The sequence below is a fragment of the Rhizobium sp. PEPV16 genome (genome assembly GCF_008919455.1).
Classification (GTDB): Bacteria; Pseudomonadota; Alphaproteobacteria; order Rhizobiales; family Rhizobiaceae; genus Rhizobium; species Rhizobium leguminosarum_Q.
Genome location: NZ_VSZV01000188.1, coordinates 1 through 10,224, shown reverse-complemented (window position 1 = coordinate 10,224; position 10,224 = coordinate 1). Strand labels below are relative to the sequence as shown.

Sequence of the window (10,224 nt, the reverse complement as noted above, 5' to 3'; positions counted from 1 at the left end):
GTCATGTGTTGGAAGGTGACGATGCCGGCATCGGGGCGGGAGTTCGAGCGACGCAACTCCATCACCTCGGTTTCCACCCGCAGCGTATCGCCGATGAAGACCGGCTTTGGCATCGTCACCTTGTCATAGCCGAGATTGGCGACGAGCGTGCCGAGCGTGGTGTCGCCGACCGAAAGGCCGACGGTGAGCGCAAAGGTGAAGGTGCCGTTGACGACGATCCGGCCGAATTCGGTGCCGGCGGCATAATCGGCATCGAGATGCAGCGGCTGCGGATTGTGGGAGAGCGTCGTGAACAGCAGATTGTCGGTCTCGGTGACCGTGCGACGGATGTCGTGGGCGATGCGGTCACCGACCGTCCACTCGTCGAAATAACGGCCGGCCATCAATCCTGCTCCTTCACAATGCTGACGACCAGCTGGTTTTCCGAGACCCTGATCCCCGAGGAGACCTGCAGCTTTTCGACGATGCCGTCGAAGGGCGCGCGTAACGAATGCTCCATCTTCATCGCTTCGACCGTCAGCAGGCGGTCCCCCTTGGCGACACGATCGCCGTCGGCGACATCCACCGAAATGACGAGGCCGGGCATGGGCGAAAGGATCGCGCCATCGCCGGCACCCTGACTTGCCTCGACTTCGCTTGCGACCGGCAGGCTGATCAGCCAGGCATTGCCGGCGTCGAAAAGCACCGTGGTTTCACCGATCGTGGTGATATTTGCCTCAAGCTCCGGACGTGATTGCCCCCAATGGAGCTGATCACCGATCCGGATGCGCACCCTCTTGTCATCCGCGCCGGCGATGCGGAACCCGGCCAGCGCGGTCCAGGGATCACTATCGGTGTTCTTTAAAAGCGCCGTGGCCGCCCTATCGATTGCGGTTTCGTTCGGCTCCGTCGCCACAAGCCTGTCGTCATGGCGGTCGAGAAAGCCGGTATCGATCCGAGCTGCGCGAAAATCCGGATCGACGGCGACGCGGGCGAGAAGGCCGGCATTGGATCTGACCGGCCAGACCTCGATGCCGGCGCAGGCGGCTGCGAGCTTCGAAAGTGCGGCCTCGCGGTTCGGCCCGTGGGCGACGATCTTGGCGATCATCGGGTCATAGAAGGCGGTGATGTCATCCCCTTGCTCGACGCCGCTATCGACGCGGATTGTGTCAGGCAGGCGCAGATGTTCGAGCCGGCCCGTCGAGGGCAGATAGCCGGCGGCAGGATTTTCGGCATAGAGCCGGGCTTCGAGCGCCCAGCCGTTCATGGCGATCTCATCCTGCATTTTCGGCATGGGCTCGCCGCTAGCGACCTTCAGCTGCCAGAGTACCAGATCCTCGCCAGTAATCGCCTCCGTGACGGGGTGCTCCACCTGCAGCCGCGTATTCATCTCCATGAACCAGATGCGATCCCCGCGCAGGCCCTCCGAGGCATCGGCAATGAATTCGATGGTGCCCGCGCCGACATAGTTCACTGCCTTTGCAGCCTTCACTGCAGCGTCGCAGATCGCCGCGCGCGTCGCGGCATCGAGGCCCGGGGCAGGGGCTTCCTCGATCACCTTCTGGTGTCGGCGTTGCAGCGAGCAGTCGCGTTCGAAGAGATGCACGCAATTGCCGAACCTGTCGGCGAAGACCTGCACTTCGATATGGCGCGGATTGCTGATGTAACGTTCGATCAGCACCCGGTCATCGCCGAAGGAGGAGGCCGCTTCGCGGCGGCAGGATGTGAGAAGCTCGGCAAAATCCTCACGCCGGTCGACGCGGCGCATTCCCTTGCCGCCGCCGCCGGCGACCGCCTTGATGAGCACGGGATAACCGATGTTTTCCGCCTCGGCCGCCAGCCTCTCTTCGCTCTGGTCCGCGCCCATATAGCCGGGGGTCACGGGCACGCCTGATGCCTGCATCAATTCCTTCGCCGCGTCCTTGAGGCCCATGGCGCGGATGGCAGCCGGGGGTGCGCCGACCCAGATGACGCCGGCCTTTTCCACCGCTTCGGCAAATTCGGCATTTTCCGAAAGGAAACCGTAGCCGGGATGGATCGCAGCAGCGCCGGTTTTCCGGGCGGCATCGAGGATGCGGGTCTGAGAGAGATAGCTCTCGCGGGCCGGCGAGGGACCGATGGCGATCGCCTCGTCTGCCTCCCTGACGAAGGGCAGGCCGGCATCAGCCTCGGAATAGACGGCGATGCTGCGGATGCCGAGCATCTTGGCCGTGCGGATGATGCGGCGGGCGATTTCGCCCCTGTTGGCAATGAGAAGACTTTCCATCATCGGCGCCTCACATCCTGAACAGGCCGAAGCGCGGCCCTTTCGGGATCGGCGCATTCAGGCAGGCGGAAAAGGCAAGGCCCAGCACATCCCGGGTCTGGCGCGGATCGATGATGCCGTCGTCCCAGAGGCGGGCCGTGGCATAATAGGGATTGCCCTCGGCCTCATAGCCGGCGCGGATCGGCGCCTTGAAGGCTTCCTCCTCTTCAATAGCCCAATTCTCACCGCGCGCCTCCATGGAGTCCCGGCGGATGGTGGCGAGCACCGAGGCCGCCTGTTCGCCGCCCATCACGCTGATGCGGCTGTTCGGCCAGGTGAAGAGGAAGCGCGGGCGATAGGCGCGGCCGCACATGCCGTAATTGCCGGCGCCGAAGCTGCCGCCGATGATGACCGTGACCTTCGGCACGCTCGCGGTCGCAACCGCCGTCACCAGCTTTGCCCCATCCTTGGCGATGCCGCCGGCCTCATAGCGGCCGCCAACCATGAAGCCGGAAATATTCTGCAGAAACAGCAAAGGTACGCGGCGCTGGCAGGCGAGCTCGATGAAATGCGCCCCCTTCAGCGCGCTTTCGGAAAACAGTACGCCGTTATTGGCGATGACGGCGACGGGCATGCCCCAGATGCGGGCGAAGCCGCAGACCAACGTGGCGCCGTAGAGCGGCTTGAACTCATGCAGTTCCGAGCCATCGACGATCCGGCCGATGACCTCGCGCACATCATAGGGCGAGCGCACATCCTCCGGGATGAGGCCGCAGAGATCCTCGGCATCGAGTTTCGGCGGCCGTGGCGGCTGCAGGTCGATATCGACTGATTTCACACTGTTGAGGGTGGCTGCGATATCGCGAACGAGCAGCAGCGCATGTTCGTCGTTCTCGGCCACATGATCGACGACGCCGGAGCGGCGGCCGTGGGTTTCGGAGCCGCCGAGCTCTTCGGCCGAAATGATCTCGCCGGTCGCTGCCTTCACCAGCGGCGGGCCAGCAAGGAAGATCGTGCCCTGATTGCGCACGATGACCGTTTCGTCGGACATGGCGGGCACATAGGCGCCACCGGCGGTGCAGCTTCCCATCACGCAGGCGATCTGTGGGATTCCCTCGGCCGACATTTGCGCCTGGTTGTAGAAGATCGCGCCGAAATGGTCGCGGTCGGGAAAGACTTCGGCCTGATGCGGAAGGTTGGCACCGCCGCTATCGACCAGATAGAGACAGGGCAGCCGGTTCTGCAGGGCGATCTCCTGCGCCCGCAGATGTTTCTTCACCGTCATCGGGAAATAGGCGCCGCCCTTCACCGTCGCGTCATTGGCGACGATCATCACCTCGCGGCCGGCAACGCGGCCGATGCCTGATATGATGCCGGCGCCGGGCGCCTCGTCATCATACATGCCGTTGGCCGCCAGTGTGCCGATCTCCAGGAACGGGCTGCCGGCATCGATGAGCAGCTGGATGCGATCGCGCGGCAAGAGCTTGCCCTTGCCGGTATGGCGCTCGCGCGCAGTTTGTGATCCGCCTTCGCGCGCTTTCGCCGAACGATTGTGGAGTTCGTCGATCAGGGCTTTGTTCTTGCTGACATTGGCCTTGAAGCTCTCGCTGTCGCGGTCGATCGCAGTCGAAATCACTGTCATGACGCAATGAGCTCCCGGCCGATCAGGTAGCGGCGGATCTCATTGGTACCAGCGCCGATATCGTAGAGCTTGGCGTCGCGCAAAAAGCGTTCGACCGGCCATTCCTTGGTATAGCCGGCGCCGCCGAGCGCCTGGATCGCTTCCAGCGAGACCTTCACGGCATTTTCGCTGGCAAAGAGGATCGCAGCAGCTGCATCCGTCCGCGTCGTGCAGCCGGCATCGCAGGCGCGGGCGACGGAATAGACATAGGCACGCGCCGAATTCAGCGCCACATACATGTCGGCGATCTTGCCCTGCATCAGCTGGAAATCACCGATCGCTTTGCCGAACTGCTTGCGATCGCGCACATAGGGCAGCACGACATCGAGGCAGGCCTGCATGATGCCAAGCGGCCCGCCGGCAAGCACGGCGCGCTCGTAATCGAGGCCGGACATCAGGATCTTCACGCCTTCTCCCTCCCGGCCCATCAGCGCCTCGGCCGGCACCGCGCAATCCTCGAAGACCAGTTCGGCCGTATCGCTGCCGCGCATGCCGAGTTTAGAAAGCTTCCTGGAGACGCTGAAGCCGGGCAGACCTTTTTCGATGATCAAGGCGGAAATGCCTTTCGGGCCGGCTGCGGGATCGGTTTTGGCATAAACGACCAGCACGTCGGCATGCGGTGCATTGGTGATCCAGAACTTGGTGCCGTTCAGAATATAGCGATCGCCTTTTTTCTCGGCGCGCAACCGCATGGAGACGACATCGGAACCGGCGCCGACCTCCGACATGGCGAGCGAGCCGACATGTTCGCCGGAGATCAGCTTCGGCAGATAGCGGCGCTTTTGTTCCGGCGAGGCCCAGCGGCGGATCTGGTTGACGCAGAGATTGGAATGGGCGCCGTAACTGAGCCCCACGGAGGCCGAGGCGCGCGAAACTTCCTCCATGGCGACGACATGATCGAGATAACCAAGACCGGCGCCACCGAATTCTTCCTCGACGGTGATCCCATGCAGGCCGAGCGCACCCATCTCGGGCCAGAGCTGGCGTGGAAACGTGTTGCTTTCGTCGATCTCCACAGCCAGTGGAGCAATATGATCGGCGGCAAACCGCGCCGTCGTTTCACGGATCGCGTCCGCGGTTTCGCCGAGCGAAAAATCAAACATGGCACTCCTCCCGCTGAAATATGTAGCGCGGGTTGCGGCGGGGTCAAAGTGCCCTTGATTGTGACGGCCATCCAAATTGCAAGAGAGCTTCCTCCCGGCGAAAGGTTTCGGGACTCTTATCCATCCATTTCCGGAAGGCCCGGAAGAATGCGCTCGGCTCGGAATAGCCGAGCTGCACGGCAATCTCGCCGATGGTCTTCGGCGTGTTCAGCAGCAGTTCGACGGCGAGGTCGCGACGGATGTCATCCTTGATGGCGGCATAACTTTGTCCCTCGTCATGCAGACGGTGGCGGAGCGTGGAGGGCGGCATGCGCATATCGGCGGCAAGCTCGGCAAAACTCCGCCACATGGCAGGCGTTGCCTGGTTCAAGCGCCGGCGGACGGCGGCGGCGATGCCGGCATCATAGCGGTAGCGCACCAGAATATTGGCGGGCGCGCCGCGCAGGAACTGTTTTAGCGCCTGTTCGCTGCGCGTCACCGGCAGATCCAGCAAGGCGCTGTCGAAGCCGAGCCGGCTGATGGCTTGCGAGAAGCGCACAGGGGCGCCGAAGAAGAGCCGATAGTCGGCGCCTTGTTTGGGTTCCGCACAGCGGAAATCGACGAGGCGGATCGGAATGCGCCGGCCGACCAGCCAGCAGATGATGCCGTGCAGGATGATCCAGTAGGTGCGGTAGGCGAAGGCCGAACGCGGGCCGCCGGCATCGCTGAGTTCGATCTCGGCCAGACCGTCGCGGATGACGAGCCGTCCCCGGGGATCGTCGAGCACGACATCGAGGAAGCGCAGCGCCCGGCGGAGCGCCTGACCCAGCGTCGGCGCATGCAGCACAGAGTGGCAGAGCAGCGTGAAACTGCCGCTGCGCATCGGCCGTGCGCCCATGCCGAAGAATTCATCGTCGAGCTCGGCAGCGATCGCCAGCCAGAGCGCGCCATAGGTCTCTGCCGAAACCGGCTGATCGACCGGGGATGCCAGGCCGACGCGGGCGAGGATCGACGCCGTCGGCTTGCCGAGCCGCCGCAGGCTGTCGAGTGCCTCCTCCACGAAGCCCGGCGCGATCATGCGTCGCTCGATCTCGGCCATTCTATCCTCGCTATGGCAAAACTGGCCGAAATAATGGAGCAGTTCTGTCATCGCTTGCAATAGGTGGAGCGAATAGAATCGTATCCGTCGGTTGCGCTTGGAGGGGGCGCGGTCGGCAGGGAGGAAGAGATTCATGCTGATCCGTGGAGCAAGTTTCATCGTGACCGGCGGCGGCTCCGGCTTGGGTGCGGCAACAGTGCGCGCGCTTGTAGAGGCCGGCGGGCGCGTGACGATCGCCGATCTCAATAGGCAAGCGGGCGAAGAGATTGCCCGGGAATTCGGAAGCGATGCCTGTTTCGTCAAGGCCGATGTGACCGATGGCGAGGAGGGGGCGGCGGTGGTTCGCGCTGCCGTCGAAGCCTTTGGCAGCCTGCGCGGTTTGGTGAATTGCGCGGGCGTGGCGCCGGCCGAAAAGGTGATCGGCCGCGACGGACCGCACCGGCTGGAGAGTTTTGCGCGCACGGTCGGCATCAATCTCATCGGCACGTTCAACATGGTCCGGCTGGCCGCCGCAGCAATCCAGAAGACCGAGCCGGATGCCGAAGGCGAACGCGGCGTCATCGTCAATACGGCCTCGGTTGCCGCCTTCGACGGCCAGATCGGCCAAGCAGCCTATGCCGCCTCCAAGGGCGGGGTGGCGGCGATGACCTTGCCGATCGCCCGCGAGCTTGCCCGTCATGGCATTCGCGTCGTGTCGATCGCGCCCGGCATTTTCGAGACGCCGATGATGGCTGATATGCCGGCCGAGGTTCAGACAGCACTCGGCAAGAGCGTGCCTTTTCCGCCGCGGCTCGGCCGTCCGGCGGAATTTGCCGGGCTGGTGCGTCATATCTTTGAAAACAACATGCTGAACGGCGAGGTCATCCGCCTCGACGGCGCATTGCGGATGGGCGCGCGCTGAGCGCGTTGCCCGAAGGAGGAAAGATGGTTTTGCAAGACCCCATCGTTATCGTCGGTGCAGCGCGCACCCCGATCGGCAGCTTTCAAGGAGAGCTGAAGGAGGCGACTGCGCCGGAACTCGGAGCAACCGCGATCCGCGCGGCACTGCAGCGGAGCCGCGTCGAGGCCGAGGCGATCGAGGAGGTCGTCTTCGGCTGTGTACTGCCGGCGGGGCAGGGACAGGCGCCGGCGCGCCAGGCGGCGATCCATGCCGGCCTGCCTTTCGCGACCGCGGCCAGCACCGTCAACAAGATGTGCGGCTCGGGCATGAAGGCGGTGATGATGGCCCATGACCTGATCGCCGCTGGCAGCGCCTCCGTGGCGGTCGCGGGCGGCATGGAAAGCATGACCAATGCGCCCTATCTCCTTGACAAGGCCCGTGGCGGCTACAGGCTCGGCCATGGGCGTGTCGTGGATCACATGTTCCTCGACGGGCTGGAGGATGCTTATGACAAGGGGCGCTTGATGGGCAGCTTCGCGGAGGATTGCGCCGAGGCCTATCAGTTCACGCGCGAGGCGCAGGACAACTACGCGATCGCCTCGCTGACGCGGGCGCAGAAGGCGATTGCCGAAGGCTGTTTCGACAGCGAGATCGCGCCGGTTACGATGAAATCGGGCAAAGCCGAGCAGGTGGCGAGCCGAGATGAACAACCCGGCAAGGCGAAGCTTGACAAGATCCCGACGCTGAAGCCCGCCTTCCGCGACGGCGGAACGGTGACCGCCGCCAATTCCAGCTCGATCTCCGATGGTGCGGCAGCCCTTGTGCTGATGCGCCGTTCCGAGGCGGAGCGCCGCGGCCTCAGGCCGCTGGCGACGATCCTCGGCCATGCCACGCATTCGCAGGCGCCCAATCTTTTTGCCACCGCGCCGATCGGCGCGCTGCAGAAGCTGTCCGATCGCACCGGTCTGTCGCTGTCGGAGGTCGATCTGTTTGAAATCAACGAGGCTTTCGCCGTCGTCGCAATGGCGGCGATGCGTGATCTCAACTTGCCGCATGAAAAGGTCAACGTGCATGGGGGCGCCTGCGCGCTCGGCCATCCGATCGGCGCCTCGGGCGCGCGGATTCTGGTGACGCTGCTTGCCGCCCTGGACCGATACGACCTGAAGCGCGGCATGGCCGCGCTCTGCATCGGCGGCGGCGAGGCCACGGCTGTCGCCATCGAGCGGCAAGAGCGGGGAGGGCGGAACAGATGATCCTTTCCGACCTTCAGCAGCAAATCTCAGATCTCGCCCGCGACTTTGCCCGCGACCGGCTGGCGCCGGGGGCGGCCAAACGCGACCGGGAGCATCTCTTCCCGCGCGAGGAACTGAAGGAGATGGGTGAGCTCGGGCTGCTCAGCATGCTGGTGCCGGAGGCCTATGGCGGGTCGGATACCGGTGTGATTGCTTATGCGGCGGCGCTGGAGGAGATTGCCGCGGGCGACGGACCGTGTTCGACGATCATGAGCGTGCATAGCTCCGTCGGCTGTGTGCCGATCCTGAAATTCGGTACCGAGGAGCAGCGGCAGCGCTTCCTGCCGAAACTGGCCAGCGGCGAATGGATTGGCGGCTTTGCGCTGACCGAGCCGCAGGCCGGTTCCGATGCCTCGAACCTGAAGACCCGGGCGCGGCGCAACAGTGACCACTACGTGCTTGACGGCTCCAAGCAATTCATCACCTCGGGAAAGAACGGCGATATTATCATCGTCTTTGCCGTCACCGATCCCGATGTCGGCAAGAAGGGCATCACCGCCTTTATCGTGCCGACGGATACGCCGGGCTACGAGGTGATCCGTGTTGAGGAAAAGCTTGGGCTGCATTCCTCCGATACCTGCCAGATCGCCTTCAACAGCATGCGCATTCCGGCAGAACTCAGGCTCGGTGCGGAAGGCGAGGGCTATCGCATCGCGCTCGCCAATCTCGAGGGCGGACGGATCGGCATCGCGGCACAGGCCGTCGGCATGGCGCGGGCGGCCTTCGAGGCGGCGCGTGACTATGCCCGCGAGCGCATCGCCTTCGGCAAGCCGATCGTCGAGCATCAGGCCGTTGCCTTCCGCCTTGCCGATATGGCGGTGCGGATCGAGGCGGCGCGGCAGCTCGTCTTTCACGCCGCCTCCCTCAGGGAAGCCGGACTGCCCTGCCTGTCGGAAGCCTCGATGGCGAAGCTCTTTGCCTCCGAGATGGCCGAGCGCGTCTGTTCCGACGCGATCCAGATCCATGGAGGTTATGGCTACATGGCCGATTTTCCGGTCGAGCGCATCTACCGCGATGTGCGCATCTGCCAGATCTATGAAGGAACGAGCGACGTGCAGCGCATGGTGATCGCCCGCAATCTATAAGAACCACAGCCGGCCCTGCTTCCGGAGGAGGGGAGCAGGCCGGCAAAGGGAGGAAAGAAAAAGCATGGTGGATTCCGCTCGTTTGAGCCTGCATGTCCCCGAACCCGCCGTTCGCCCCGGCGGTCAGCCCGATTTTTCCAACGTCAAGATTGCCAAGGCCGGTTCGGTACCGCGGCCGGAGGTGGATGTCGCATCCGAAGATATCCGTGATCTTGCCTATTCCATCATCCGCGTTTTGAACCGCGAGGGTGAGGCGGTCGGTCCCTGGGCTGGATCGCTTTCCGATGAGGCGTTGCTGACCGGGCTTCGCGACATGATGAAACTGCGCGCCTTCGACGCCCGCATGCTGATGGCGCAGCGGCAGGGCAAGACCTCCTTCTACATGCAGCATCTCGGCGAAGAAGCCGTCAGCTGTGCCTTCCGCAAGGCGCTCGAGAAGGGAGACATGAATTTCCCGACCTATCGCCAGGCAGGCCTGCTGATTGCCGACGACTATCCGATGGTCGAGATGATGAACCAGATCTACTCGAACGAGAGCGATCCCCTGCGCGGCCGGCAACTGCCGATCATGTATTCCTCCAAGGAGCACGGCTTCTTCACCATCTCGGGCAATCTCGCTACCCAATATGTGCAGGCTGTCGGCTGGGCGATGGCCTCGGCGATCAAGAACGACAGCCGCATTGCCGCGGCCTGGATCGGCGACGGATCGACAGCGGAATCGGATTTCCACTCGGCGCTCGTTTTCGCCTCGACCTATAAGGCGCCGGTCATCCTCAACATCGTCAACAATCAGTGGGCGATCTCCACTTTTCAGGGCATCGCCCGCGGCGGCTCCGGCACCTTCGCGGCGCGCGGCCTCGGCTTCGGCGTTCCGGCGCTGC

General features: G+C 63.9%; 9 protein-coding genes. 4 read left to right on the top strand and 5 right to left on the bottom strand.

Annotation, left to right across the window (positions count from 1 at the left end; translation table 11 throughout):
* From FY112_RS04870 to FY112_RS04850, 5 genes are all read right to left on the bottom strand, one after another.
* Nucleotides 1-383, bottom strand: a 383-nt coding sequence (locus FY112_RS04870) for a MaoC family dehydratase (RefSeq protein ID WP_151517856.1), incomplete at its 3' end; no start/stop codon positions are given.
* Nucleotides 383-2,248, bottom strand: coding sequence for an acetyl/propionyl/methylcrotonyl-CoA carboxylase subunit alpha (locus FY112_RS04865; RefSeq protein ID WP_151517855.1), 1,866 nt, complete (start codon nt 2,246-2,248; stop codon nt 383-385). The genes FY112_RS04870 and FY112_RS04865, both read right to left, overlap by 1 nt.
* A gap of 7 nt (nt 2,249-2,255) precedes the next feature.
* The gene (locus tag FY112_RS04860; protein ID WP_151517854.1) at nt 2,256-3,866 is read right to left on the bottom strand and encodes a carboxyl transferase domain-containing protein; all 1,611 of its coding nucleotides are present in this window, start codon (nt 3,864-3,866) and stop codon (nt 2,256-2,258) included.
* A complete protein-coding gene (locus FY112_RS04855) occupies nt 3,863-5,008 on the bottom strand; it encodes an isovaleryl-CoA dehydrogenase (protein WP_151517853.1) in 1,146 nt (381 codons plus the stop codon). The genes FY112_RS04860 and FY112_RS04855 overlap by 4 nt, the downstream gene beginning before the upstream one ends.
* A 43-nt stretch (nt 5,009-5,051) precedes the next feature.
* Nucleotides 5,052-6,137, bottom strand: a complete 1,086-nt coding sequence (locus FY112_RS04850) for an AraC family transcriptional regulator (RefSeq protein WP_151517852.1) — start codon at nt 6,135-6,137, stop codon at nt 5,052-5,054.
* A gap of 82 nt (nt 6,138-6,219) precedes the next feature.
* Here FY112_RS04850 and FY112_RS04845 point away from each other — a divergent pair, with 82 nt between their 5' ends.
* The 4 genes from FY112_RS04845 to FY112_RS04830 form a co-directional block, all read left to right on the top strand.
* Nucleotides 6,220-6,987 (top strand): 3-hydroxyacyl-CoA dehydrogenase, encoded by a 768-nt coding sequence (locus FY112_RS04845; RefSeq protein WP_151517851.1) that lies wholly within the window; start codon nt 6,220-6,222, stop codon nt 6,985-6,987.
* A gap of 23 nt (nt 6,988-7,010) precedes the next feature.
* Nucleotides 7,011-8,219, top strand: a complete 1,209-nt coding sequence (locus tag FY112_RS04840; protein WP_151517850.1) for an acetyl-CoA C-acyltransferase — start codon at nt 7,011-7,013, stop codon at nt 8,217-8,219.
* Nucleotides 8,216-9,343 (top strand): acyl-CoA dehydrogenase family protein, encoded by a 1,128-nt coding sequence (locus FY112_RS04835; RefSeq protein WP_151517849.1) that lies wholly within the window; start codon nt 8,216-8,218, stop codon nt 9,341-9,343. Before FY112_RS04840 ends, FY112_RS04835 begins: the two co-directional genes overlap by 4 nt.
* A gap of 64 nt (nt 9,344-9,407) precedes the next feature.
* Nucleotides 9,408-10,224, top strand: an 817-nt coding sequence (locus FY112_RS04830) for a thiamine pyrophosphate-dependent enzyme (protein WP_151517848.1), incomplete at its 3' end; no start/stop codon positions are given.